Annotated in this window: 29 protein-coding genes; 12 read left to right on the top strand and 17 right to left on the bottom strand. The window is 71.6% G+C overall.

Annotated elements, in window-relative coordinates; translation table 11 throughout:
• Positions 1–46 precede the first annotated feature (46 nt).
• The 6 genes from CCN44_RS09370 to CCN44_RS09345 all read right to left on the bottom strand — a co-directional run bounded on the left by CCN44_RS09370 (position 47) and on the right by CCN44_RS09345 (position 7,309).
• Positions 47–532 (bottom strand): HAD domain-containing protein, encoded by a 486-nt coding sequence (locus tag CCN44_RS09370; RefSeq protein ID WP_059251302.1) that lies wholly within the window; start codon positions 530–532, stop codon positions 47–49.
• A 42-nt stretch (positions 533–574) separates the two neighbouring features.
• On the bottom strand, positions 575–2,629 hold the full coding sequence (locus tag CCN44_RS09365) for a HelD family protein (protein WP_086697337.1): 2,055 nt from the start codon (positions 2,627–2,629) through the stop codon (positions 575–577).
• A gap of 50 nt (positions 2,630–2,679) precedes the next feature.
• Complete coding sequence (locus CCN44_RS09360; RefSeq protein ID WP_059251298.1) at positions 2,680–3,309, bottom strand: TetR family transcriptional regulator; 630 nt, start codon at positions 3,307–3,309, stop codon at positions 2,680–2,682.
• Between the two features lie 9 nt (positions 3,310–3,318).
• On the bottom strand, positions 3,319–5,526 hold the full coding sequence (locus tag CCN44_RS09355) for an aminoglycoside phosphotransferase family protein (RefSeq protein WP_237481381.1): 2,208 nt from the start codon (positions 5,524–5,526) through the stop codon (positions 3,319–3,321).
• Between the two features lie 155 nt (positions 5,527–5,681).
• Complete coding sequence (locus CCN44_RS09350; protein WP_223283836.1) at positions 5,682–6,431, bottom strand: HAD family hydrolase; 750 nt, start codon at positions 6,429–6,431, stop codon at positions 5,682–5,684.
• Positions 6,431–7,309, bottom strand: a complete 879-nt coding sequence (locus CCN44_RS09345) for a FadR/GntR family transcriptional regulator (protein ID WP_189397114.1) — start codon at positions 7,307–7,309, stop codon at positions 6,431–6,433. The genes CCN44_RS09350 and CCN44_RS09345 overlap by 1 nt, the downstream gene beginning before the upstream one ends.
• A 130-nt stretch (positions 7,310–7,439) precedes the next feature.
• Here CCN44_RS09345 and CCN44_RS09340 point away from each other — a divergent pair, with 130 nt between their 5' ends.
• A complete protein-coding gene (locus CCN44_RS09340; RefSeq protein WP_086697335.1) occupies positions 7,440–7,628 on the top strand; it encodes a hypothetical protein in 189 nt (62 codons plus the stop codon).
• 15 nt (positions 7,629–7,643) lie between these two features.
• On the opposite strand, the gene CCN44_RS09335 is transcribed toward CCN44_RS09340, so the two are convergent.
• Entirely contained in the window at positions 7,644–8,558 is a 915-nt protein-coding gene (locus CCN44_RS09335; RefSeq protein ID WP_086697334.1) for a winged helix-turn-helix domain-containing protein, read from the bottom strand.
• A gap of 320 nt (positions 8,559–8,878) precedes the next feature.
• Positions 8,879–9,481 (bottom strand): RsiG family protein, encoded by a 603-nt coding sequence (locus CCN44_RS09330; RefSeq protein ID WP_059251292.1) that lies wholly within the window; start codon positions 9,479–9,481, stop codon positions 8,879–8,881.
• Between the two features lie 160 nt (positions 9,482–9,641).
• On the opposite strand from CCN44_RS09330, the gene dtd reads away from it, so the two are divergent.
• Positions 9,642–10,067: a D-aminoacyl-tRNA deacylase gene (gene dtd, locus CCN44_RS09325; protein ID WP_086697333.1), complete on the top strand. Its 426-nt coding sequence runs from the start codon at positions 9,642–9,644 to the stop codon at positions 10,065–10,067.
• Positions 10,068–10,080: 13 nt separating this feature from the next.
• Here the strand turns inward: dtd and CCN44_RS45990 are convergent, their stop codons facing one another.
• The 5 genes from CCN44_RS45990 to CCN44_RS09300 all read right to left on the bottom strand — a co-directional run bounded on the left by CCN44_RS45990 (position 10,081) and on the right by CCN44_RS09300 (position 13,944).
• On the bottom strand, positions 10,081–11,025 hold the full coding sequence (locus tag CCN44_RS45990; RefSeq protein ID WP_143649658.1) for an RICIN domain-containing protein: 945 nt from the start codon (positions 11,023–11,025) through the stop codon (positions 10,081–10,083).
• 136 nt (positions 11,026–11,161) lie between these two features.
• Complete coding sequence (locus CCN44_RS09315; protein WP_059251286.1) at positions 11,162–11,806, bottom strand: dihydrofolate reductase family protein; 645 nt, start codon at positions 11,804–11,806, stop codon at positions 11,162–11,164.
• Between the two features lie 133 nt (positions 11,807–11,939).
• Entirely contained in the window at positions 11,940–12,905 is a 966-nt protein-coding gene (gene ygfZ, locus CCN44_RS09310; protein WP_059251283.1) for a CAF17-like 4Fe-4S cluster assembly/insertion protein YgfZ, read from the bottom strand.
• A 9-nt stretch (positions 12,906–12,914) separates the two neighbouring features.
• A complete protein-coding gene (locus CCN44_RS09305; protein WP_059251281.1) occupies positions 12,915–13,352 on the bottom strand; it encodes a Fur family transcriptional regulator in 438 nt (145 codons plus the stop codon).
• 16 nt (positions 13,353–13,368) lie between these two features.
• On the bottom strand, positions 13,369–13,944 hold the full coding sequence (locus CCN44_RS09300) for a heme-binding beta-barrel domain-containing protein (RefSeq protein WP_059251279.1): 576 nt from the start codon (positions 13,942–13,944) through the stop codon (positions 13,369–13,371).
• A 234-nt stretch (positions 13,945–14,178) separates the two neighbouring features.
• Between CCN44_RS09300 and CCN44_RS09290 the strand changes: the two genes are divergently transcribed.
• Positions 14,179–14,541 carry a DsrE family protein gene (locus CCN44_RS09290; protein WP_059251278.1) on the top strand — a complete coding sequence of 121 codons (363 nt, stop codon included), beginning with the start codon at positions 14,179–14,181 and terminating at the stop codon, positions 14,539–14,541.
• 8 nt (positions 14,542–14,549) lie between these two features.
• Here CCN44_RS09290 and CCN44_RS09285 read toward each other — a convergent pair whose 3' ends face one another.
• Positions 14,550–15,020: a YxiG-like protein gene (locus CCN44_RS09285; RefSeq protein ID WP_059251275.1), complete on the bottom strand. Its 471-nt coding sequence runs from the start codon at positions 15,018–15,020 to the stop codon at positions 14,550–14,552.
• Positions 15,021–15,055: 35 nt separating this feature from the next.
• The gene (locus CCN44_RS09280; protein ID WP_260336127.1) at positions 15,056–15,358 is read right to left on the bottom strand and encodes a DUF3099 domain-containing protein; all 303 of its coding nucleotides are present in this window, start codon (positions 15,356–15,358) and stop codon (positions 15,056–15,058) included.
• Between the two features lie 137 nt (positions 15,359–15,495).
• Here CCN44_RS09280 and CCN44_RS09275 point away from each other — a divergent pair, with 137 nt between their 5' ends.
• The 4 genes from CCN44_RS09275 to CCN44_RS09260 all read left to right on the top strand — a co-directional run bounded on the left by CCN44_RS09275 (position 15,496) and on the right by CCN44_RS09260 (position 17,829).
• A complete protein-coding gene (locus CCN44_RS09275) occupies positions 15,496–16,233 on the top strand; it encodes an LmeA family phospholipid-binding protein (protein ID WP_086697332.1) in 738 nt (245 codons plus the stop codon).
• A 213-nt stretch (positions 16,234–16,446) separates the two neighbouring features.
• Positions 16,447–16,527 carry an Ms5788A family Cys-rich leader peptide gene (locus tag CCN44_RS47770; RefSeq protein ID WP_350751515.1) on the top strand — a complete coding sequence of 27 codons (81 nt, stop codon included), beginning with the start codon at positions 16,447–16,449 and terminating at the stop codon, positions 16,525–16,527.
• A gap of 129 nt (positions 16,528–16,656) precedes the next feature.
• Positions 16,657–17,502: a sulfurtransferase gene (locus tag CCN44_RS09265; protein WP_059251269.1), complete on the top strand. Its 846-nt coding sequence runs from the start codon at positions 16,657–16,659 to the stop codon at positions 17,500–17,502.
• 36 nt (positions 17,503–17,538) lie between these two features.
• Positions 17,539–17,829 (top strand): DUF1416 domain-containing protein, encoded by a 291-nt coding sequence (locus tag CCN44_RS09260; protein ID WP_004000115.1) that lies wholly within the window; start codon positions 17,539–17,541, stop codon positions 17,827–17,829.
• A gap of 100 nt (positions 17,830–17,929) precedes the next feature.
• Here the strand turns inward: CCN44_RS09260 and CCN44_RS09255 are convergent, their stop codons facing one another.
• Positions 17,930–18,205: a hypothetical protein gene (locus tag CCN44_RS09255; protein WP_086697331.1), complete on the bottom strand. Its 276-nt coding sequence runs from the start codon at positions 18,203–18,205 to the stop codon at positions 17,930–17,932.
• A complete protein-coding gene (locus tag CCN44_RS09250; RefSeq protein WP_086697330.1) occupies positions 18,202–18,609 on the bottom strand; it encodes a hypothetical protein in 408 nt (135 codons plus the stop codon). The genes CCN44_RS09255 and CCN44_RS09250 overlap by 4 nt, the downstream gene beginning before the upstream one ends.
• Before the next feature lie 165 nt (positions 18,610–18,774).
• Here CCN44_RS09250 and CCN44_RS09245 point away from each other — a divergent pair, with 165 nt between their 5' ends.
• The 5 genes from CCN44_RS09245 (at position 18,775) to CCN44_RS09225 (ending at position 21,528) form a co-directional block, all read left to right on the top strand.
• Complete coding sequence (locus tag CCN44_RS09245) at positions 18,775–19,617, top strand: helix-turn-helix domain-containing protein (RefSeq protein WP_086697329.1); 843 nt, start codon at positions 18,775–18,777, stop codon at positions 19,615–19,617.
• Positions 19,599–19,796: a DUF397 domain-containing protein gene (locus CCN44_RS09240; protein ID WP_086697328.1), complete on the top strand. Its 198-nt coding sequence runs from the start codon at positions 19,599–19,601 to the stop codon at positions 19,794–19,796. Before CCN44_RS09245 ends, CCN44_RS09240 begins: the two co-directional genes overlap by 19 nt.
• A 102-nt stretch (positions 19,797–19,898) precedes the next feature.
• On the top strand, positions 19,899–20,168 hold the full coding sequence (locus tag CCN44_RS09235) for a hypothetical protein (protein WP_059251261.1): 270 nt from the start codon (positions 19,899–19,901) through the stop codon (positions 20,166–20,168).
• A complete protein-coding gene (locus tag CCN44_RS09230; protein WP_331478608.1) occupies positions 20,149–20,667 on the top strand; it encodes a DUF6879 family protein in 519 nt (172 codons plus the stop codon). The genes CCN44_RS09235 and CCN44_RS09230 overlap by 20 nt, the downstream gene beginning before the upstream one ends.
• A 12-nt stretch (positions 20,668–20,679) precedes the next feature.
• The gene (locus CCN44_RS09225) at positions 20,680–21,528 is read left to right on the top strand and encodes a helix-turn-helix domain-containing protein (RefSeq protein ID WP_063808569.1); all 849 of its coding nucleotides are present in this window, start codon (positions 20,680–20,682) and stop codon (positions 21,526–21,528) included.
• The last annotated feature ends 87 nt before the right edge of the window (positions 21,529–21,615 follow it).

Genomic DNA, 21,615 nt, shown 5'->3' with positions numbered 1-21,615 from the left:
GGGTGCGGGTGCGTGGGGGGGTTGCTCGCGCAGTTCCCCGCGCCCCTTACGGGGCGCTCCACGCCGTCCCCAGCCACTCCTCCACCACCGCGAAGTCGGCGTCCGTCAGGCCGTACCGGTGGTCGATGCGGTGCAGGAGCGCCGGGGCCGGGTGGTGGGCGGCGGTCCAGGCGCGGTCGGCCTCGGTGATCTCGTCGTCCAGCCAGACGAAGGGCCGGCCCGCCGCCCAGGCGACCAGCGGCCGGGTCTTCCAGTGCGGCGGGCCCGGCGGCTCGTCCTCGTCCGGCCACCGCACCACCGGCAGCGGCGGCAGGCCCAGCCACGGGGCGAGGCAGTCGTTGGCGTCGTCCGTCCACGTCGTGGCCCACACCAGCTCGCAGCCCAGCGCGGTCAGCCGGGGGCCCAGCGCGGGGTCGACCCGGGGCAGCAGCGGGTGGCCGGCCGGGACCGGCGGACCGTCGTACACCGGGTAGGCGCGGTCCGCCGCCCCGAACGGGATGAGGGGGCCGTCGACGTCGAGGAAGAGCAGCATCACGCCAGGATCGTCCATCGGCGCCGGCCGGCGAAAGGGCGGCTAGAAGGGCAGCGGACGCTGGTGGACGACGTCCAGGCGGGAGACCGCGCGGGTCAGGACCACGTACAGGCGGTGGGCTCCGCGCGGTTCCGCCTCGGCCACCGCGGCCGGTTCGACGGCGATGACGTGGTCGTACTCCAGGCCCTTGACCACGCTCGCGGGGACGACGGTCAGCCGGGCGCCGAGCGCGTCGGGGGCGGCCGGGTCGAGGCCCGCCCCGGTGAGCGCCGCCCGTACCCGGTCGGTGTCCCTGTCGGCCGTGACCACCCCGACCGACCCCTCCCGGGCGAGGGCCTCGCGGACGGCGGTCACGGTGGTGCCGAGCAGGTCGTCGGTGGGCCGCAGGGTCAGCTCGCCGTCGGTGCGCAGGGAGGTGGCGGCGGGTACGGCGACGTCGAGGCGGGCGAGCAGCCGGTTGGCCAGCTCCAGGACGGCCGCCGGCACCCGGAACCCGGTGGTCAGCGGCACCACGGCCGCGTCCGGCCGGCCGAGGTGGCGCAGCTGTACGGACCAGTCGCGGGCGGCCCACGGGGTGGTGCCCTGGGCGAGGTCGCCGAGGACGGTGAGCGAGCCGAACGCGGCCCGGCGGGCGATGGCCCGGCACTCCATCGGGGAGAGGTCCTGCGCCTCGTCCACGACGAGGTGGCCGTAGCCCTCGGGGTGTTCGATCAGTCCGGCGAGTTCGTCCAGCAGGACCAGGTCGGCGGCCGACCAGCGGGCCGACTTGAACGAGCGCGGCGGGCGGGTCCACAGCAGCGCCGCCTGCTCGCCGGGGTCCAGCAGGCCGTCGGCGGCCCGGGCCAACGCCCCGGCGTCGGTGAGGAGTTGGGCGAGGATCTCCTCGGGGCGGACCTTCGGCCACACCGCGTCGAGCTGCTCGGTCAGCGGCCGGCAGCGCTCGATGCGGCGCACCCAGGAGGCGGGCAGCACCCCGGAGCGCCGTTCGGCCTGGTCGCGCAGGCGCCGTACCACCCGGGTGCGCACCCGTTCCCGCCCCACGGCGTACGGCGGTTCCTCGGCGCGCACCTCCGCGACGAGGTCGGCGAGTTCGGCGGCGGACACCCGCCAGCGGTACGACCCGTCGGGGACGGCGAGGTCGGTCACGCCGTCGGTGCTCACGCGCGCGTACAGCGCCCGGCGCAGCACCTCGGCCATGCGCGGGTCGTGCTTGACCGTCGCGGCCGGCACCGGATCGGTCCCGGTCACCGGGTGGCGGGCGATCTCGTCCAGCAGGGTGGACTGGCGATAGCCCCCGTCGGTCGCTCCGCGACGGGCGGTCTCGCCGAGGGAGGGCAGCACCTCGGCGATGTACCGGAGGAAGGTGCGGTTGGGGCCGAGGATCAGCAGGCCCGCGCGCTGGAGCCGCTTGGGGTGGGTGTAGAGCAGGTAGGCGGCGCGGTGCAGGCCGACGGCGGTCTTGCCGGTGCCGGGGGCGCCCTGCACGCACACCGAGTCGGTGAGGGCGGCGCGGACGAGGTCGTCCTGCTCGGGCTGGATGGTGGCGACGATGTCCCGCATGGGCCCGACCCGCGGCCGTTCGATCTCGCGGGCCACGATGTCGCTGGTCCGGGACTCGCCCCGGGCCAGGTGCTCGTCCTCCAGGCCGGTGAGGTCGGCGGAGTCGCCCCGGCTGCCGGGGGCCCAGCCGAACCGGCGCCGGACGGCGACGCCCTGCGGGTCGCGGGCGCTCGCCTGGTAGAAGGCGCGGGAGACGGGGGCCCGCCAGTCGACCACGAGCGGCGGGGCGGCCGGGTCCTCGGTGATCCGGACCCGGCCGACGTGGTAGCTCTGCCCGCCGTGCCCGGGGGCGTCGTCGGCGAAGTCGAGGCGGCCGAAGAACAGCGGGCCGGGCGGGAGTTCGCGCATGGCCTTGGCCTGGCTGCGCAGCCGGTAGCCGAGGACCTCGGCGTCGGCTCCGGAGGCGGAGACGTCCTCGCCGGTGACGACCTGTTCGGCGGCGCCCTCGACCATCGCGGCGAGAGCCGTACGGCAGGTGTCGTGGTAGGCGCGCTCGGTGTGCAGGGTGTCCGTGAGGGCGGGTTCGAGTGACGTCATGACGCCAGCGTACCGCCAGAACGTTACCGAGTTACATTTTTAACCGAGTCTCACTGCCGGGCCCCGGCTCCCCGGCTCCTCAGCTCCGGCAGCCCCTCCGCCAGCCGCCGGAACGCCCGCTCGGCCGCCCGTACGGCGTCCGGCGCCACCTGCTCGACCGGCTCCCCGGCCGCGATCCGCCGCCAGTTCTCCTCGGCGAGGATCCGCTGGACGGCGATGATCTGCCCGGCCGCCAGCCGCGCGTCCAGCCCGCCCCCGAGCGCCTCGGCGAGCGCCGTCTCCGACCGCTCCACATGGGCGTACGCCCGCGCCGCCAGGGCCGGGGTGCCGTAGAGCAGCCGGTGGAAGGCGAGCACCTGGGGGTGGTCGTTCAGGCCGGTGACCGGGTCGCGCCGGTCCAGGCCGGCCAGGAAGTTCCGGCGCAGCGCGTCCACCGGGTCGGCCTCCCCCGCGACCACGCGCGCGGCCTCCGTCTCGTGGTCCGCGATCCGGTGCAGGACCAGGTCCTCCTTGGCCGGGAAGTACCGGAAGAGGGTCGGCTTGGAGATCCCGGCCGCGGCGGCGACCTCCGCCACGGACACCGCGTCGAAGCCCCGCTCCAGGAACAGCCGTACGGCGATGTCCGACACGTCCTGGTACATCCGCTGCTTCTTGCGCTCGCGCAGGCCCATCTCACCCATGGGGCGAGCCTACGCAGCCCCGCCCGGCACGGGCGGCCAGGCCGGGTGCGGGCCCCCGTGCCGCCGGGACGACAGGCCCAGCGAGGCGGTCGCCGCGGCCAGCGTCATGGCGTACGACTCCACCGCGCGCCGCACGTTGGGCGCGTCCAGGGCGGCCCCGGTGACCAGGCGGTCGAGGTCGACGTAGGCGGAGCGGACGATCTCGGTCCAGCGGTAGACCCGCCAGTCCTGCTGCCAGCCCCGGGTGAAACGCGGGGCCAGCCGGGACTCCCAGCGGCGGAACATGCGGTCCCGGATCTCCGGGCGGGTCGGGGTGAGGTGCATGTGCCGGACCAGGTCGTACAGCGGGTCGCCGATCAGCGCCATCTCCCAGTCGATCAGGGTGAGCGGCGGGCCGTCGGCGCGGCGCACCAGGTTCCAGGGGTTGAGGTCGCCGTGCAGCAGGGCGGGGGCGCGGTGCGTGACCCGGTGCCGGGCGAGGATCTCGCGCAGCCGGGGCGCGTCGGGCAGGCCGAGGAGGCGGGCCAGCTGCTGGGACTGCCGGGGCAGGCCGGCGACCAGGGCCACGAGCTGGTCGCTGAGCCAGTCGTAGAAGCGGGGCGGTCCGCCGAGCGGGTCCAGCGGGGCGTGGTCGACCAGGGTCAGCGCGGCCAGCTGGTCGACCAGGCAGTCGGCCTCGTGCGGGCGGAGCCCGTGGACCGGGTGCTCGGGGCGGCTGCCGAGGTCGGCGGCGCCCTCGTAGGTGTGGACGGCGAAGCGGTCCCCGCGGTAGCGCAGGCGCGGATCGCTCGCGTGGCTCTCCCCCAGCGCCAGCACCCGGGGAGCAGCCACCGGCACCCCCGACCGCTCGATCGCCCGCAGGACGGCGTGCTCGCTGAGGAAGCCGGTCTCGCGCCGCAGCACCACGGTCGCCTCGCGGCGGACGACGACCGGGAACGGCGTCCCGGGCACCCGGAGCACCGTGTTGACGTGCGCGGCCCCCTTGAACACCCGGCCGGCCGGGGCGGCGCCCTCCAGGAGCAGCGCGTCGGCGACCGCGGAGCGCGGGAAGTCGGGGTGCTCGGCGACGCGCCGGTCCGGGGTCCAGCCGATGAGCCGCCGTCCCGGCCTGCCGGACGCACCGCGCCGGAAGAGGATCCGCTCGATCTCGCCGGTCTCCGGCACCCGGCCGAGCCGCAGCGGCCCGGCGGCGGCGCGCAGGGCGGCGCGGACGCTCGCCGTCGCCGCCGCCAGGCGCTCCGGGGCGAAGGACTCCTCCAGCGAGCGCGCCGCCCGGATCACGTCGGCGTAGAGGGACTGGGCGTGCTCGAAGGCGAGGTAGTGCCGCAGGTCCCGGGACAGGCCCGCGGTGGCGGCGGGCCGTACCCGGTGGACGGCCTCGGCCCAGGCGTCGACGACCTCGCGCCGCTGGTGCTCGGGGTAGCGCATCCGCACCAGGTGGACGGCGAGGTCGTGCAACGGGTCGCCGTACCCGGCCAGTTCCCAGTCCACGCAGTGCAGCGGCGCGGCACCGGCGGCCGGCCGGACCAGGTTGCCGCGGTGCAGGTCGCCGTGGAGCAGGCCGTACGGCCGCCGGGTCATGGCCGGGACCCGGTCGGCGAACCGGGTCAGGGCGTCCTCGGGCACGCCGAGCGCCGTGAACAGGCCGCCGTACCGGTGCCGGTTGGGGCTCCGGATCTGCTGGTCGGCGAGGTGGACCAGGGTGCGCAGGAAGCCCTGGGAGTCGGTGTGGTTGCGGGGCCAGTGGGCGGGCAGGGGCGGCAGGGCGCCGCCGCGGACCTGGACGATCGCGGCGAGCAGCTCCGCCAGGTCGGCGAGCAGCGGCCCCTCGACGGGTTTGCCGGGGCCGCAGACGTCGGCCAGCACCTCGCCGTCCACAAAGCTGTGGACGGCGAAGCCGGGCCCCGCGGCCAGGCACTCCGGCACCCGCGGCAGCACCCTGCGCACGGCCCGCAGGATCTCCGGCTCGCTCGGCCAGGTGCGGATCACCACCGGCACCGCGTCCGGGCGCGGCACCCGCACGAGCACCCGGGTGCCCGGCGCCCGGCCGAGCAGCCCGGCCAGCGGTTCGGTCAGCGGCACGACGTGGTTGCGGTGGTGGTAGCCGGCGGCGGCGGCACGGTGGCCGCTCGCCCGGCCCGTCGCGACGGCGCGGGCCACGAACTCCCGGAGGACGGCGTCCGTCCGGGCGGCAGGGGGAACAGGCGGTGCGCCCACTGGCCGCTCCGGGGTCGATCGCGCGAAAAGGAAGGGTCGGAAGGCCAGTCGAGCAGCCGCGCGGGTGGTCCGCCACTCGTCTGTGCCCGGCGGGCGCCCGAGGACCGGCTCGTTGCCGCGCATGTGCCCGAGCGGTGGCCCGGACGAGCCGAATGCTAGCCGACCGGACGTCCCCTCCGGAGCAGCCGCAACAGCGGCTCCAGCGACCGTACGACGTGTCCGGCGCCCGCCGTGCGCAGGCGTTTCTCCTTGTTCTCGGTGCGGGCGTACCCCAGGAACGGCACCCCGGCCTCGCGGGCGGCCGTCAGGTCCGCGAGGGAGTCGCCGATCATCAGGGCGGCGGCGGGGGCGGCACCCATCGCGTTCAGGGCGCGGTGGAGGCAGTGCGGGTGCGGCTTGAGGTGGTGCAGGTGCTCGGTACGGCCGTACAGGTGAGGGGCGAAGCAGTCGGTGAGGTCCCGGGATTCGAGGTAGGTGCGGGCGGCGCGGGGCGAGTTGTTGGTGGTGACGGCCAGCCTCGCGCCGACGGCCGTCCAGGTGCGGATCAGCGGGTCGGCCCAGGCGGTGGGCAGCGCGGAGGCGGCGGCCCGCAGCTCCTCCTGGGTGAGCCGTTCCTCCAGGCCGGCGACGAGGTCGCTGCCGGGCCGCCGGCGGCCCACGGCACGCAGGACGACCTGCGGGTCCAGCGTCTCCCGCTCGGTCTCGGTGAGCAGCCCGCGCAGGCCCTGCCGCTCCAGCCAGTCCACCAGGTCGGCGGCCACCCGCTCGGCGCGGTGCCGGGCGAAGAGCCGGCAGATCGGCCCGTCGAAGTCCCACAGCACGACCCGGGCCGAGGTGATCAGTTCCCGAAGCTTCTCGTTCTCACTCGCAACAGAAGGCGCATCAGAAGTCGCATCAGAAGTCACTAGGAGAGTGTCAGGTCCGTCGTGATGGTTTCCCAGAGGGCGTCGAACCACATCTGCGACTGCTCCACGAACGCCGCGTCCCGCTGCCCGGCCCGCTTCTCGAAGGAGAAGAGCAGGGATTCGGAGCCGAGGGTGTCGTACATCTCCAGCGTTCCGCTCTCGGTGGGCTCCGCGCGGCGCGTGACCATGTAGTACGCGTACAGCGCCTCCGCGCCGTTGAGCAGATACAGCTTGGCCGGAGGGGTGAACGGCAGCGCCCGGAAGGTGACGTGCACGTCGATGTCGTGGGTGCCGCGCAGGGCCTGGAGGTTGTACTGGAGCACCTGCCCCTGGGCGTTGCGCATCGCCAGCCAGCGCTGGTGGACGGCGTCGTCGGCGCTGCCGGAGTCGACCGGGACCGGGAAGGCGAGGTTGATGTCCCGGGACGGGAGCAGGATCCGCACGTCGATCCGCTCGGGCCGCAGCCGGCCGTCGTGGATCAGGCGCAGCGGCTCGCCGAGGGCGGGGATCAGGCTCTGCGCGGTCAGGCAGACGGCGTCGATGCGCACGTGCGGCACGGAGAACGCCTCGGTCAGCCGGGGGGCGAGGGCCACCATGGTGGGCTGCGGCTCCTCGCGCGCGGGGGCCGGCTCGGCGACCCGGGGCGGGCTGCCCTTGCTGACGTTGCTGAGCAGCCCGTCCTCCTGGAGCGCCCGCAGGGCCTGGCGTACGGCGCCGCGTTCCACGCCGAACTCCTCGGCCAGCTCGGCCTGGGTGGGCAGCCGCTCACCGACGCGGAGGACGCCGGTCCGGATGCGTTCGCGCAGGGTGTCGGCGATCTGCTGGGAGGTGCGCCTGCTGCTGCCGTTCACGGCCACGTTCTCCTGGGTCACGACCAAACGCTACAACCCTGCTCCATCTACAGGGAGTTGTCGGGAAGTTGTTTGTTGATGACGACCAAGTGGGGACAACTTAAACAGAGTTGGTTGCCAACCTGGTCGAGTTGGCAGACCGAAAGGGGGAACGTCCATGCCCGTCCTCGCGCTCCTCTCCGCCCTCCTGGTCGTCGGCTTCGAGCAGCTCGTCGCGTGGCGGTTCGGCGCCGCCGGCATCGTCGGCGTGCTCCTGCTGACCGTCGGCGTCAAGGCCAAGAGCCCGGCCGTCAGCTCGGCCGGCGCGGTACTGCTCGCGGTGCTCCTGGCCGGGCCCGCGCTGTAGCGCCGCCCCGTCGCGCTACGACGTCAGCACCAGGTCCGAGCTGATCGTCTCCCACAGCGCGTCGAACCACAGGCGCGACTGCTCCACGAACGCCGCGTCCCGCTGCCCGGCCCGTTCCTCGAAGGCGAACAGCATGGACCGGGTGCCGTCGGCGTCGTACATCTCCACGTGCTCCTGCCCGATCTCGCGCTCCCGGCGGCCCAGCGTGTAGTACGCGAACAGCGCCTCGGCGCCGTTGAGCAGGTACAGCTTCACCGGCGGGGTGAACGGCAGCGCCCGGAAGGAGACCCGTACGTCGATGCCGTGCGTGGTGCACAGCGCCAGCAGGTTCTGCCGCAGCACCAGGCCCTGGGCGTTGCGCTGGGCCAGCCAGCGCCGGTGCAGCAGACCGCCGTCGTCGGCGGCCACCGGTGTGGGGAAGGCGAGGTCGATGTCCCGGCTGGGCAGCAGCAGCCGTACGTCGATCTTGGCCGGTTTCAGCCGCCCCGCGTGGATCTGTCGCAGCGGCTCGCCGATCGCCAGGGTGAGCGAGACGGAGGTCAGGCAGAGCGCGTCGATCCGCACGTGCGGGACGGCGAAGGCGGCGGCGATGCGCGGGGCGAGCCCCACCATGGTGGGCTGCGGCGGCGCCGCCGGACCGGCCGGGGGACGCGCGGGCCCCGGTACCGCCGCCACGGTGGCGGGGCTGCCCTTGGAAACGTTGGTGAGCAGCCGCTCCGACTGCAGGATGCGCAAGGCCTGCCGGACCGCGCCGCGTTCGACCCCGAACTCGTCGGCCAGCTTGGCCTGCGTGGGCATGCGCTCGCCCGGCCGCAGCACACCGGACCTGATCCGGTTGCGGAGTTCGTCGGCGATCTCGCGATGGGACGAACGGTGCCGCTGGGGCTTCGTCCGCCCACTGGCGGAGGCGTGCTCCGGGTCCACGAACAAACCGTACAACTTCTCGCCAACTTGCGGCAGTTCATCCGCAGCTGGTTATAAGACGCATCCCGACGGAGATAAGTACAGTGAAGTTGGCAGCCAACTTGTACGACATGGTCGAGCTTCCCAGTGGTTGGCCGATCGGGTTCCCTTCCGGAGGGGAGCCGGGAGCCCGGACAGGGGGCGGCCACCGGAGCGCACAGCCACAACTCCACAGCGACATCTGAATACCGACATCGCACAGCCACAACTGAACAGCTCGCTACGGATGAGCAGGGCGCCGGCCTCCCCGCGAGGCGGCGCCCCTTCGTCTGCCCCCGCGGCCGGGGTCACATCAGCAGATCGTCCACCTGCGCCTCGCCCACCCGGTACCGGCGCGCGATCTCCCCGCTGCAGTCGTCGGCCGTCCGCTGCAACCGCTGGCGGCACCGGGACACCTCCTGCTCGTACCGGACCAACCGCCCCATGGCGGCGCTGAGTTCCAGATCGGTCCGGGCCGTCAGATCGGACAGCTCCACCTCGGCGAGCATCTCGGCGGCCAGCCGCCGGTACTCCTCGTTGTGCGGGGTGCCGAGGGTGACATGGCGGGCCGAGGAGCGCTGCCGGGCCGGAGCGTCCTTCAGGATCTCCGGGAGCCGGTCGACCACCGACCCGTCGGCCGGCGCCGGCACGGACGCCCGCCCGCGCCGGCCCAGCTCCGCGCGCAGGATGTCGATCCGCCCCTGGAGCAGCCGCCGCACATAGCTGAGGTCCGCCTCGTCGCGCTGGGCGTCGCGGCGCAGCGCGCGCAGCTCGGGCAGGCTCAGCCGGGACAGGTCGTCCTCGGGCGGCTCGGCGGGCGGCGCCGGGTCCGCGGTGCCGTCGGCGCGCTGTGCGGGCGGCCGGTACGACCCCTGCGTCCCCAGCCGCCCGCTGGTACTCGGTGTGCTCATCTGCTTCTGACCGTCCCCTCGACCGGCGTGTGGGAAGCATCGTGCCACCCCAACTGGCCCCTATGTGACCGAGTGCCCCCGAACGGCCCTAGATGGGCGGTAACAGATCCATATTGGGCCCCGTGCGGACCAGTGCGGGGCACCGGGCATGATGGTCCGCATGCGTGCGGTGGTGCAGAGGGTGGACGGCGCGAGCGTCGTCGTGGACGGCGAGACGGTGGGCGCGATCGAGGGCGAGGGCCTGTGCGTCCTCGTCGGGGTGACCCACGAGGACACCAAGGAGAAGGCGGCCCAGCTCGCCCGCAAGCTGTGGACGATCCGCATGCTCCACGACGAGAAGTCGTGCAGCGACATCTCCGCCCCGCTGCTGGTGATCAGCCAGTTCACCCTCTACGGCGACGCCCGCAAGGGCCGCCGCCCCACCTGGAACGCGGCGGCCCCCGGTGACGTCGCCGAGCCCCTGGTCGACGAGGTGGTGGCCCAGCTCCGCGCCCTGGGCGCCACGGTGGCGACGGGCCGCTTCGGCGCGCAGATGCGGGTGTCCCTGACGAACGACGGCCCGTTCACGGTCCTGATCGAGATCTAGCGCCCCGACAGGGTCAGTTGACGACGCTCCAGGCCTGGTTCTTCCCGCCGACGCAGTCCCACTGCTGGACGTACGTCCCGCGCTCCGGCACCCCCAGGGACGGCTGGTGGGCGTCGAGGCACTTGTCGCTGTGCAGGGAGCGGATCTGCCAGCGGTTGTCGCTGCGCCGCTCCAGGTACCACTTCTGGTTCGCACCGCCGTGACAGGGCCACTGGACGATCCGAGCGCCGTTGTCCTTGCGCCACCCGTCGACGTCCAGGCACTTGTCGCTGTGCGCGGCCACGATCTCGAAGACGTTCTGGTAGGCGAGGCCGTTGCCGGCCCGGCGGAAGACGAAGCGCTGGTTGGCGCCGCCCCAGTAGTCCCAGATCACCGTGCCGGTGCCGTCCCGGGTGCTGCCCTCCCACACGTCGACGTACAGCACCTGCTTGCCTTCCCGCTTCGCCGTGTATGAACTGCGGATCTTGTACTCGTGGCTCGCGTCCGTGAACGGGAAGGGGACGTAGCCGTCCGGGTGCACCCGGTCCCAGGTGGCCTCCCAGTGCATCGCGGCCTGCTCGTTGGCCTTACGGGTCTCGGCGCGCACGTCCTCGGACACGCAAATCTCGTCTCCCGGTACGGCCTCCCGCGCCACGAGGCCGTACCGGCACCGGCCGTTGTCGTCGGTGTTCGCGTTGTTCGCCCTGTTCTGGGCCCAGGTCTGGGAGCGGACCTGGGGGGTCACGCAGACGTGGTCCTCGGGGTGCGACTCCCGCCAGACGTAGCCGCGCTTACAGGTGGACGGCCCGTACGGCCCCGCCTTCGTCACGGAGACCGGAGCGGAGTCCGGCCCCGGAACCGCCTCCGCCGGAAAGACGCCCGGCCCGGTGCCCGCCAGCAGCCCGGCCAGCAGAAGCACTCCCGTGGCGGCCGGCCGCAGCCCTTTGAACGTTCGACTTCTTTCGTGTGTCGCAGACATGGGGGTGCCCCCTGCACGGAAATGGGATATGGCACCGTCAAGTGCCCCGACCCCCGCTTCTCATCGTGCACCCGGGGGCCGGGCCGCGCATGCGGAGTACCGGACACCCGCGTCCGCCGCCCCGACGCCCCTCGCGTCACCTGCGCCAGAACAGGTGGTGCGTCACGCCGCTCGGGCTGGGTACGACCTCCAGGTGGAACCGGTCGAGCAGTTCGTCCGGGGACTCCCAGAGCCGCAGTCCGGAGCCGAGCCGCACCGGTGAGACCGCCACGTGCAGGGTGTCCACGAGGTCGGCGGCGAGGAACTGCCGGATGGTGGTGACCCCGCCGCCGAGCCGGACGTCCTTGCCCCGCGCCGCCTCCCGGGCCCGTTCCAGGACCGAGGCCGGCTCACCTCCGACGAAGTGGAACGTGGTGTCGGAGAGCGTGAACGACGGACGCTCATGGTGGGTCATGACGAACACCGGCGTGCGGAACGGCGGCTCCTCCCCCCACCAGCCGCGCCACTCGTGGTCCTGCCAGGGCCCGCGCTGGGGCCCGAACTTGTTGCGGCCCATGATCTCGGCACCGATGTCGCGGGCGAAGTCCCGCGTGAAGTAGTCGTCCAGGCCCCGGCTCCCCCCGGGATCCGTCCGCATGGGCCAGCTGGCCGTGGCGCCGGCCCAGGCGAACAGCTTCTCCGGGTGGTCGTGGCCGAACGGTCTCTCAAGGCTCTGGTGCTCGCCGGCACCGATGCCGTCGCTGGAGACGTTGAAGTTCATGACTCGCAGCAGTTGATCCACTGTTTCCTCGTCAGGTCCGTCGCGTCGTCGTGCGGCGGGCGCCGCACATCCATACGTCGAACGGGACGTGGCCGGATCGACAGCGGCCGGCGGCTTTTTTCGCCAGGCGCGGACCGAGGGGCGCGTGCCGGGGCTACGGCTCGACCACGGTCTCCTGGGCCGCCGCCGTCTCCCCGGCCAGGAGGCGGGCGTCGACCGGGACGTTGCGCTTGACCAGGGCCAGGGCCACCGGGCCCAGCTCGTGGTGGCGTACCGACGTCGTGACGAAGCCGATCTTGCGGCCCTCCGGGCCCTCGTCCGCGAGGCGGAGCTCGGTGCCCGGTACCGGCAGGTGGACCTCGCTGCCGTCCAGGTGCAGGAAGACCAGCCGGCGCGGCGGCTTGCCCAGGTTCTGCACGCGGGCGACCGTCTCCTGGCCCCGGTAGCAGCCCTTCTGGAGGTGCACGGCCGTGCCGATCCAGCCCAGCTCGTGCGGGATGGTGCGGTGGTCGGTCTCGAAGCCGAGGCGGGGGCGGTGGTGCTCGACGCGCAGCGCCTCGTAGGCGAGGAGGCCGGCGGCGGGCCCGTGCCCGGCGGCGAACTCCTCCAGCTCGGCACGCGGCAGGAACACGTCACGACCGTACGGCGTCTCGCGTACGACGACCCCGTCCGGGACCTCGGCGATCGAGCCGGCGGGCAGGTGCACCACGGCGATGTCACCGGTGCGGTCGGCGACCTCCACCCGGTAGAAGAACTTCATCGACTCCAGGTACGCGATCAGCGCGTCCTGGGTGCCGGGCTCCACGTGCGCCCACACGGTCGTACCGTCGTCCACCAGGTACAGCGCGTGCTCGATGTGCCCGTGCGCGGAGAGGATCAGGGCCTCGGTGGCCTCGCCCGCGGGCAGTTCGCTGACGTGCTGGGTGAGCAGCAGGTGCAGCCAGCTCAGCCGGTCCTCGCCGCTGACGGTGACGACACCGCGGTGGGACAGGTCGACGAAGCCGGTGCCGTCGGCGAGGGCGCGCTGCTCGCGGAACAGGTCGCCGTAGTGGGCGGCGACACCTTCGTCCACGCCCTCGGCGGGGACGGCGCCGGGCAGGGACAACAGGGGGCTCTTCATACGGCAAGCCTACGACGCGGTACTTGAAGCCTTCAGGGAACAGTCCGCGCACCGGCCGAAGATCGCGAAGTGCTTCAGGTCGGTGTCGAACCCGAACTGCTCGCGCAGCTTGGCCGTGAACTCCGCGGCCACCTCCACATCCGCCTCGATGACGTTCTCGCAGTCCCGGCAGACCAGGTGCAGGTGGTGGTGGCGGTCGGCGAGGTGGTAGGTCGGGGCACCGTGCCCGAGGTGGGCGTGGCTGACCAGGCCCAGCTCCTCCAGCAGCTCCAGCGTCCGGTAGACGGTGGAGATGTTGACCCCCGACGCCGTCTTCCTCACTTCCACGAGGATGTCGTCGGGGGTCGCGTGCTCAAGGGTGTCGACGGCTTCGAGGACAAGCTGCCGCTGCGGCGTCAGCCGGTAGCCGCGCTGCCTGAGGTCGCTCTTCCAGTCGGTGCTCACCACACCGACGAGTCTAGGGCTACTTGAAGAAGGCGATCCCGTCGTCCGGCATGTCGTCGGGGAGGGCCTTCGCCCAGCGCTCGACGTCCTCGGGGGTGACGACCTTCTTGAGCTGGGCGGACATGTAGGCGCGCAGCGGGACGTCGGGGGTCTGCTTCTCGCCGACCCACATCAGGTCGCTCTTGACGTAGCCGTACAGCCGCTTGCCGCCGCTGTACGGCCGCGAGCCGGCGGTGCGGGCCATGGCGTCCGTCACCAGGTCGATCTGCGGCTTCTTGTCGGCCATCTCGCCGTACCAGATCTCGATGACACCGTCGTCGCGGGTCATCGTGACCTCGACCTTGCGGTCGGCGTCGATCCGCCAGAAACCGTACTCCGACTCCAGCGGGCGGACCTTGTTGCCGTCCTGGTCGAGCACCCAGGTGCGGGAGTGGTACTCGAGGAAGTCGCGGCCGTCGTGGGTGAAGCTGACCTCCTGCCCGAAGTTGCACTTCTCCGAGCCGGGGAAGTCGTGCACGCCGGCGCCGGCCCAGTTGCCGAGCAGAAAGGCGAGCGGGACGAGGTCCTTGTGCAGGTCGGACGGGATCTCGATCATGACGGCAGCTTTCCTAGAGATGGGTCAGCGCTGGCCCTGGTACAGCTTCTTCACGGTCAGACCGGCGAAGGCGAGCACGCCGACGCAGACCAGGACCAGCAGGGCTTCGAAGAAGATCTCCACGGGTGCTCCTTGAGCGGGGATGAGCGGACGACAGAGCCGCAGCCCAGCTTACGCGGCCCGGGCCGGGCGCACTGTGCGAGGGGCGGCCCGGCCGAGGGCTACGCTTCCCGCATGGCGAAGAAGCTCGTGATCAAGGTGACGGCCGGGGCGGACGCTCCCGAGCGGTGTTCGCAGGCGTTCACGGTGGCCGCGGTGGCCGTGGCCAGCGGGGTCGAGGTCTCGCTGTGGCTGACCGGGGAGTCGTCGTGGTTCGCGCTGCCGGGGCGGGCCGCCGAGTTCGAGCTGCCGCACGCCGCGCCGCTGCCGGACCTGCTCGACTCGGTCCTCGCCGCGGGACGCGTCACGCTGTGCACGCAGTGCGCCGCCCGCCGGGAGATCACGGAGAAGGACGTCGTCGAGGGCGTACGGATCGCCGGCGCGCAGGTCTTCGTGCAGGAGGCGCTGGCGGAGGACACCCAGGCGCTCGTCTACTGAGCCCGGTCCTAGTCGGCGACGAACGGCGCGTACCCGGTCGGGACCTCGCTGACCTCCAGCTCGGAGAAGAGCAGGGTGAGGTCGTGGGCGTCGGTCTCGATGCGGACCTCGTGGACGTCGGTCCCGAGGACCTGCGCCCACCGGCGCGCCTCCGCGGACTCGGGGAGCAGCCCGGTCTCCCACACGCTGTGGCAGCCGACGCCCCAGACGTATCCGTCGAGGCCGTCGGCGGTGTCGAGGTCGAGGAGACGGTCGTCCAGGGAGACCCGCCAGGTGTCGGGCAGCACGGTCGTCTCGCAGCGGGCCCGCACGCAGTGCCGGAAGAGGTAGCGCAGGTGGGCGGGCGGGACGCCGGTGCGGGGGTCGGCCGTCATGTGGACGATGACCTCGTAGTCGCGCATGTACGTCGTATAGCCGTGGTGCACGACGGCCCGGTCGGCGATCTCGTCCAGCCGTTGCTGGAGTTCGGCGGTGTCCATCGGTCCGTTGTAGCCGACGTGAGCCGGACACGTCCTCAGGGCCGCGGGCGCTTCTTGCCGTCCAGCTCGTCCCACCACTCGTCGGACTGCGGGTCCCCGGAGGGGTCGTCCCACCAGCGGTCCTCCGGTCCCCGGCGGTTGGCGATCATCGCGGCGACCGGCGGGATGACCATGGCGACGACGCACAGGCCGACGGCCGCCGGCACGGACCACAGGCGCACCACCCCCCACGCCAGGACGAAGAGCCCGATGCAGGTCCCCATCATGGCGAAGTAGACGTGCCGTCGCCGGGCGTACATAGATACAGGGTAGGACCGGCGGGCCCTGTCACAACTGATCCACAATCCGCCTCCGGCGGCGCCGCGCAGGGTTACCGTGGCGTAGAAGCACCGCGTTCCGCACGCCGGACGTCCGAACCGGATCTCCGAGCGCCGTCGCATCCGCACACCGTCGCCGACCCGGGGGAAACCACCACATGCGCGCCCTGCGAATACTGCTGATCATCGCCGTGATCCTGGGCGGCCTCTTCGTGATCGTGGACCGGGTCGCCGTGCACTTCGCGGAGGGCGAGGCCGCGGACAAGCTGAAGGCGACCGAGAACCTGGCCTCCACCCCGGACGTGAACATCAAGGGCTTCCCGTTCCTCACCCAGGTCGCGGGCGGCTCCCTGGACGACGTCGAGGTGAGCATCGAGGACTACGAGGCGGCCACCGGCAAGGCCGGCCGGACGATCCGGATCGACGACCTGAAGGCCGACATGAAGGGCGTCGAGTTCTCCGGCGACTACAGCTCGGCCACCGCGGCCACCGCGACCGGCACCGCGACGGTCTCCTACGCCGAGCTGCTGAAGACCGCCAAGTCCGAACCGACCGAGGTGGCCCCCGGCGTCACCGCCCGGGTCGTCGGCCTCTCCGACGGCGGCAACGGGAAGATCAAGGTCGCGGTGGAGGGGACCGTCTCCTCCCTCGGCCTCAAGCAGACCGTGTCCGTGCTCAGCTCGGTGAGCGTGGTGAACAACAAGGTCGAGGTGCACGCGGACTCGCTGCCCAAGCTGGGCGCCGCCGCCCTCGCCGAGGACCGCGTCCGCGAGATCACCGACTTCCAGCAGGCCATCGACCAGCTGCCCGGCGGCATCAAGCTGGACAAGGTGCAGGCCGCGCCGGACGGTGTGGAGATCAGCGTGAAGGGTACGGACGTCAAGCTGGCGGGCTAGGCGGGCCGGGCGGCTGGTCCGGCCGGACCTTCCCTCCCTGTCCGACAGGCGAGACGATCACGTCCGTACCGTAGATGCGAGGACGCGCACGAGCGCCCGGGGGCCGTCGGCCGACCACCCCGGGCGCTTTCTTGTGTCACTATCCGGACGATCGCATCTCGCCATATGACACACCGGTGACACGCCCGCCCGGACGTCCCTACGATCGACCACATGAAGCGACAGGCGGATCTCACGAAGCGGCGGGCAGTTGACCTGTGCCGCGTTGCCGCCATGCTCTGTCGCCCCTTCTGAGCGGAAGCCCCCGGCTCCCGCGTCTCACCCGCCCTGCCGTCAGGGCACCCGTGCGCCGCTCGAGCCCCGAGCGCGTGCCCCCCTCGCTACTCGCACGCCCCGCCGCGACTGCCCCGGAGGAGAAAGAGCATGAGCCGCAGCGACGTCCTGGTCGACGCCGACTGGCTCCAGGAGCACCTGGACGACCCGACCATCGCGATCGTCGAGGTGGACGAGGACACGTCCGCCTACGAGAAGAACCACATCAAGAACGCGATCCGCATCGACTGGACCAAGGACCTCCAGGACCCGGTCCGCCGTGACTTCATCGACCAGGAGGGCTTCGAGAAGCTCCTGTCGGAGAAGGGCATCGCCAACGACCACACGGTCGTCCTCTACGGCGGCAACAACAACTGGTTCGCGTCGTACGCCTACTGGTACTTCAAGCTGTACGGCCACGAGAACGTCAAGCTCCTCGACGGCGGCCGCAAGAAGTGGGAGCTGGACGCCCGCGAGCTGGTCCCCGGCGACGAGGTCCCGGAGCGCGCCAAGACCGACTACAAGGCCAAGCCGCAGGACACCTCGATCCGCGCCTTCCGCGACGACGTCGTGGCGGCCATCGGCTCCCAGAACCTGGTCGACGTCCGCTCGCCCGACGAGTTCTCCGGCAAGCTGCTCGCCCCGGCCCACCTCCCGCAGGAGCAGTCGCAGCGCCCGGGCCACGTCCCCACCGCGCGCAACATCCCGTGGTCGAAGAACGCCAACGACGACGGCACCTTCAAGTCGGACGAGGAGCTGAAGGCCCTCTACGCCGAGGAGAACGTCGACCTCGCCAAGGACACGATCGCCTACTGCCGCATCGGTGAGCGCTCGGCCCTGACCTGGTTCGTGCTGCACGAGCTGCTCGGCGTGGAGAACGTCAAGAACTACGACGGTTCCTGGACCGAGTACGGCTCCCTCGTCGGCGTGCCGATCGAGCTCGGCGCCAACAAGTAAGACCTGCCCGACCTTTACCCCTCAAGGAGTTTCAACATGTGCGGAGCGAAGGCCGGCGGCCCCGACGCCTCGACGATCAAGCCCGGTGAGACCACGATCCAGGGCCAGGTGACCCGCGACGGCGAGCCGGTGACGGGCTACGTCCGTCTGCTCGACTCGACCGGCGAGTTCACCGCGGAGGTCCCCACCTCCGCGACCGGCCAGTTCCGCTTCTACGCGGCCGAGGGCACGTGGACCGTGCGCGCGCTGGTGCCGGGCGCCACCGCCGACCGCACGGTCGTCGTGGCGGAGAAGGGCGCGCTGGCCGAGGTCGCCATCGCGGTCTGAGGACGACCGCCTTCACGCGGGCTCTGTGACGGCTGAGGGCCGCACCCCCTGGGTTGGACGCCAGTGGGGGTGCGGCCCTCAGGCTGTGCCCGGCACCCGGTCAGCATCGCGTCCGTACGGCCGCCAGCCCGACCGCCGCGAGCAGCGCGGCGACGCAGAGGGCGGCGAGCAGACCGCTGACGGCCGCCCCGTCGGCCGACCGACGCCTGAGGCGCCGCCTGGGCTGAGCAGTACGGCGAGGAGGGGCGGGGGCGGGTACGGAAGCCTCGGGTGCGCCGCGCGCCCCGGGGTGGTACCCGGGATGGAACGGCGGGAGCGCGTACGCCGGCCACGGGCCCGCCTCCTCCCGCGGCGTCGCGTTCTCCGGAGCCGTCATGCCCGGTGCTCCTTCCGCTGGTGCTGGCGCAGCAGGACGTTCGCGTCGGTCTCGGCGCTGCGGTCGTACGCCGCCCGCGCCGCCTCCCGCCGCTCCGCCAGCGCCAGGCAGGCGGCACAGCCGGGCACGGGCCGCGGTGGCCGGCTGGCCTCGTCCAGCGGCGGCGGCAGCGACGGCAGGCTCCTGGTGCGGTGGTTGGCAGCCCGCACACCCGCCCCGAGCCGCTCCCGGTCCGTGGCCGGACGCACCGCCGCCGGGTCGGCCTGCCACTCCACTCCGCCGCCGACGGGCCGCAACATCACGTAGGGACCGGCTCTGTCCCGGTACTCGCCGACCTGGTCGGTGGCCGGGTCGTAGAGGAGACGTCCCGGCTCGTGGGACTCCGACGTCGACTCCGCTGTCATCGCGGCCAGCTCCTTCCAGAGAACGCCTGTGCGTACCGCAAGCGCAGGACTACGCTGCGTGTTTGCGGCGCTTATGAGCATGGCGCACGGAAAGGGCGTTTTTGCTGTTGAGAGGCCCAACTTCAACGAAGGGCCGCCAAGTTCAACAAATTCAACAGGAGCGGGATGCCACAGCGACTGGTGATCACGGGCCGGAGTCAGGAGCCGAGGGGACGCTTCGCCCAGGAACTACGGCGCCTGAGGATCGAACGCGGCCTGAGCCTGCGGGAACTCGCGAAGGCGGTGGGCTGGGACGCGTCCCTGTTCAGCAAGATGGAGAACGGGCAGACGCTGGGCGGGCCGGAGGTCGTGGGGGCGCTGGATCAGTACTACGGGACGCCGGGGTTACTGGTGACGCTGTGGGAGCTGGCTCTGGCGGACCCGACTCAGTTCAAGGAGCAGTACCGGCGGTACATGGTGCTGGAGTCCGAGGCGGTGAGCCTTTGGCACTACGGCGTGAGCAGGCCACCAGGGCTTCTTCAGACCGACGCGTACGCACGTGAGGCGCTCTTGGCGGGCGGGCTCAAGGGGAAGGAGCTGAACCAGCAGGTGGAAGCGCGCATCGGTCGACGGGAGCTGCTGGAGGGAAGTGAGGCGCCGACGTTCCGCAGCATCCTCTCCGAGGCGGTCCTGCGGACCCAGATGCCTAACCGGGGCGAGTGGCGGGAGCAACTGGAGCACCTGGTCGAGATGTCGGAGCGCCCGAACGTCACACTCCAAGTACTGCCGTTCAGCGCCAGTTTCCATGGTCTGGCGAGCACTGACTTGATGTTCCTGCGGCTGCTGGACACCCGTGCCGTGGCGTACGCCGAAAATGACGTCCACGGTGAACTGATCTCAGAACCAAGTCGGGTTGAGCGTTACCAGCGCACTTATGATGCGATTCGCGATGTGGCCCTGTCCCCGGCCGATTCGCGGAAGTTCATCCTGCGGATGTTGGAGGAAGTGACGTGCGAGCCATCGACCTGAGCAGTGCGAAGTGGCGCAGGAGCAGCTACAGCAACTCGGACGGCGGTCAGTGCGTCGAAGTCGCCGACAACCTCCCCTCCCTCGTCCCCGTCCGCGACAGCAAGGCCCCCTCCCGCGGCGCCCTCGTCTTCGAAGCGGGCGTCTGGACGGCCTTCGTGGACGGAATCAAGTCAGAGTAGCCTCAAACGCCAAACTACCGGCGGAATAGCACTCTTGACGCCGTCAGCGCTCATGGCGAGGCTCGTGCGCATCTGCGGAACCGACTCCGTGAGGAGCGTGCGATGGCGTTGAAGTTCCTCGGGATCTGGCCGAACACCCCGGACGACGGATCACCCACGATCTGGCTGGAGGACACCACGGGCGATCTGATCATCCAGTCCTGGAAAGCTGATGAAGCAACCATCCGTGAGGCGCAGCAAGTCGGATCGGTGCCCGGCCACTCGACGGACATTCCGGAGCACGAGACCGTGATTCGCTTGCCCGCCAACATGCTCCAATTCATCCCACGGCCGGAAGGCAAGGACAACGACGGTGGCCACAGCGGTACGTGAAGCCCTCGCCAAGGCCCAGCGCTCAGCGATGCACCTTGAGATGCGGGACAGCTACATGCGCGACGACCCCGAGTTCATCCGTTGGCAGCAGGGGCACCGGTACGACCCCGCCGACCGGGATTCGTGGTGGCGACCGTGGCTGGACGTGGTGGCCGAGACTACGGGCCGGGGTGTGGTCATGCGCCGTCTGCGCGTGATCTCCGAGCCGCTCAGCGACTACGTCCGGTACGAGTACGACGGCACATTCACCAACGTCGCGGCAGGTGAAGACGTGCGTTGGCTGCCGCGGGCCCGGGCACGCGATCTCCTCTTGCCCGCATTGGACGGGTGGGTCATGGATGAGGAGATCCTGATCCTTCACCACTTCAGCGGTGAGGGCCAGTGGACCGGCCCCCGCATGGAGGTCTGTCACGACTCCGCACTGGCCGCACAGTACGTAAGGGCATACGAGGCGGCCTGGGAACGCGCCATCCCGCACACGGAGTACCAGCCCAGCTGACAGCTACGCACCATGGCCGTTTCTCCGTCGTCCAGTGCCCAGCAGGCCCGGCAGGCCCTCGCATCCCGCCTCAAGGATCTCTGCCGGAATGCCGGCCTGACCGGAGCCGAGCTGGCCGAGCGCTGCGGGTGGAGCCGGTCCAAGTCCTCGCGGATCATGAACGCCCGTACGCCGCCCTCCGCCGACGACATCCGGGCGTGGTGCCGGGCATGTGGAGCGGAGGAACAGACGGAGGATCTGCTCGCGTCACTGCGGACAGCCGAAGGCATGTGGGTGACCTGGCGGCGCATGGAGCGGGCGGGACTGAAACAGGCACAGCAGGCGCGCCTGCCTCTCTACCAGCGGACTCACCGTTTCCGGTCGTACTCCTCTTGGCTCGTCCCCGGCATGATCCAGACACAGCCTTACACGACGGCAGCACTGCGAGCGATCCAGCGCCGACGGGGGCTCGTGGACGACGTGGCCGACGCGGTGGCCGCCCGCATGGAGCGTCAGCGCGTACTCTCCGGACGCGACCGGCAGTTCGCCTTCCTCGTCGAGGAATCGGTGATCCGTTCCGGAATCGGTGGACCCGAGGTGATGTCCGGGCAGCTTGAGCACCTCATTGCGGTGGCCTCACGCCCCAATGTCAGCCTGGGAGTCGTCCCCATGCGACCGGACAGGGAACGCTGGCCGGTCGAAGGGTTCTGGATCTATGACTCGACTCAGGTCAATGTCGAGTTGGTGTCCGGCTACCTCACGATCACGCAGCCGAGCGAAGTGGCCATGTACGCCGACACGTTCGCGGAGCTGTCGCAGCTTGCCGTCTACGGCGCCAAGGCTCGCGCTCTGATCAACGACGCCATGGAACGGCTCAGGTGATTGCCGTGCAACCTCGTGCAATCCGCTGGGAGTTCGGCACCTGCCGATCCTAACGTAACTGGTCGAGGCAACTACCGAGAGCCACTC

Origin of the sequence: Streptomyces tricolor, assembly GCF_002155905.1 — a bacterium.
GTDB classification, from domain to species: domain Bacteria; phylum Actinomycetota; class Actinomycetes; order Streptomycetales; family Streptomycetaceae; genus Streptomyces; species Streptomyces tricolor.
Note: the sequence above shows the minus strand (reverse complement) of the source record. Positions and strands in the feature narration are given on the sequence as shown.

Excerpts from the sequence above, each read along its gene's own strand:
- CCN44_RS09370 (WP_059251302.1), bottom strand. The coding sequence starts at position 532 with ATGCTGCTCTTCCTCGACGTCGACGGCCCCCTCATCCCGTTCGGGGCG.
- CCN44_RS09365 (WP_086697337.1), bottom strand. The coding sequence starts at position 2,629 with ATGACGTCACTCGAACCCGCCCTCACGGACACCCTGCACACCGAGCGC.
- CCN44_RS09360 (WP_059251298.1), bottom strand. The coding sequence starts at position 3,309 with ATGGGTGAGATGGGCCTGCGCGAGCGCAAGAAGCAGCGGATGTACCAG.
- CCN44_RS09340 (WP_086697335.1), top strand. The coding sequence starts at position 7,440 with ATGCCCGTCCTCGCGCTCCTCTCCGCCCTCCTGGTCGTCGGCTTCGAG.
- CCN44_RS09330 (WP_059251292.1), bottom strand. The coding sequence starts at position 9,481 with ATGAGCACACCGAGTACCAGCGGGCGGCTGGGGACGCAGGGGTCGTAC.
- dtd (WP_086697333.1), top strand. The coding sequence starts at position 9,642 with ATGCGTGCGGTGGTGCAGAGGGTGGACGGCGCGAGCGTCGTCGTGGAC.
- CCN44_RS45990 (WP_143649658.1), bottom strand. The coding sequence starts at position 11,025 with ATGTCTGCGACACACGAAAGAAGTCGAACGTTCAAAGGGCTGCGGCCG.
- ygfZ (WP_059251283.1), bottom strand. The coding sequence starts at position 12,905 with ATGAAGAGCCCCCTGTTGTCCCTGCCCGGCGCCGTCCCCGCCGAGGGC.
- CCN44_RS09300 (WP_059251279.1), bottom strand. The coding sequence starts at position 13,944 with ATGATCGAGATCCCGTCCGACCTGCACAAGGACCTCGTCCCGCTCGCC.
- CCN44_RS09290 (WP_059251278.1), top strand. The coding sequence starts at position 14,179 with ATGGCGAAGAAGCTCGTGATCAAGGTGACGGCCGGGGCGGACGCTCCC.
- CCN44_RS09285 (WP_059251275.1), bottom strand. The coding sequence starts at position 15,020 with ATGGACACCGCCGAACTCCAGCAACGGCTGGACGAGATCGCCGACCGG.
- CCN44_RS09275 (WP_086697332.1), top strand. The coding sequence starts at position 15,496 with ATGCGCGCCCTGCGAATACTGCTGATCATCGCCGTGATCCTGGGCGGC.
- CCN44_RS47770 (WP_350751515.1), top strand. The coding sequence starts at position 16,447 with ATGAAGCGACAGGCGGATCTCACGAAGCGGCGGGCAGTTGACCTGTGC.
- CCN44_RS09265 (WP_059251269.1), top strand. The coding sequence starts at position 16,657 with ATGAGCCGCAGCGACGTCCTGGTCGACGCCGACTGGCTCCAGGAGCAC.
- CCN44_RS09260 (WP_004000115.1), top strand. The coding sequence starts at position 17,539 with ATGTGCGGAGCGAAGGCCGGCGGCCCCGACGCCTCGACGATCAAGCCC.
- CCN44_RS09255 (WP_086697331.1), bottom strand. The coding sequence starts at position 18,205 with ATGACGGCTCCGGAGAACGCGACGCCGCGGGAGGAGGCGGGCCCGTGG.
- CCN44_RS09250 (WP_086697330.1), bottom strand. The coding sequence starts at position 18,609 with ATGACAGCGGAGTCGACGTCGGAGTCCCACGAGCCGGGACGTCTCCTC.
- CCN44_RS09245 (WP_086697329.1), top strand. The coding sequence starts at position 18,775 with ATGCCACAGCGACTGGTGATCACGGGCCGGAGTCAGGAGCCGAGGGGA.
- CCN44_RS09235 (WP_059251261.1), top strand. The coding sequence starts at position 19,899 with ATGGCGTTGAAGTTCCTCGGGATCTGGCCGAACACCCCGGACGACGGA.
- CCN44_RS09225 (WP_063808569.1), top strand. The coding sequence starts at position 20,680 with ATGGCCGTTTCTCCGTCGTCCAGTGCCCAGCAGGCCCGGCAGGCCCTC.